The sequence below is a fragment of the Citrobacter sp. C348 genome, assembly GCF_047467975.1.
In the GTDB taxonomy this organism is placed as follows: Bacteria; Pseudomonadota; Gammaproteobacteria; order Enterobacterales; family Enterobacteriaceae; genus Citrobacter; species Citrobacter gillenii.
The window spans coordinates 1-394 of sequence record NZ_JASJUJ010000035.1 but is presented as its reverse complement, the minus strand read 5'-3'; the positions used below and the strand labels follow the sequence as shown (position 1 = coordinate 394).

At 58.4% G+C, this 394-nt stretch carries 1 pseudogene; it reads right to left on the bottom strand.

Going from position 1 to position 394, the window contains the following annotated elements:
• Window positions 1–3: 3 nt before the first annotated feature.
• Window positions 4–394 (bottom strand): annotated as a pseudogene (locus tag QNN86_RS23885) (capsid protein); the annotation flags it as partial.

The following is a 394-nucleotide window of genomic DNA, read 5'->3' as shown; positions in this document are numbered from 1 at the left end:
GATTCAGCCCTCTGCCTGTTCGTGGTCTTTTGCGGTCAGTTCAGCGGCAAGCTTCATCCGTCTGGCCGGGCTTCTTAACAGCGCCATATCAACCCCGGTTATGACCGGGCGATTCATGCCCGTTACGGACAGGACCGGCTCCTGCTCCATATCGAAATGATACAGGGCTGACTGCAGATTCAGGGCATCACCCAGCTCGCGGGTCACGGTCGCACGCGGCGAGGTTTCTCCGCTCATTTCCAGCGACCGTATACGCAACAGAAAGGCACGTAACAGTGCGGGGCTGATACCGGTCAGCGCCTTCTTCCACTCGCTGTTGGCGTAGGTAGTGAACGCTTTTTCATGGGCGCTGATGTAAGCCGTACCGGAGGAGCATGCGCCAAGCATGGCGAGA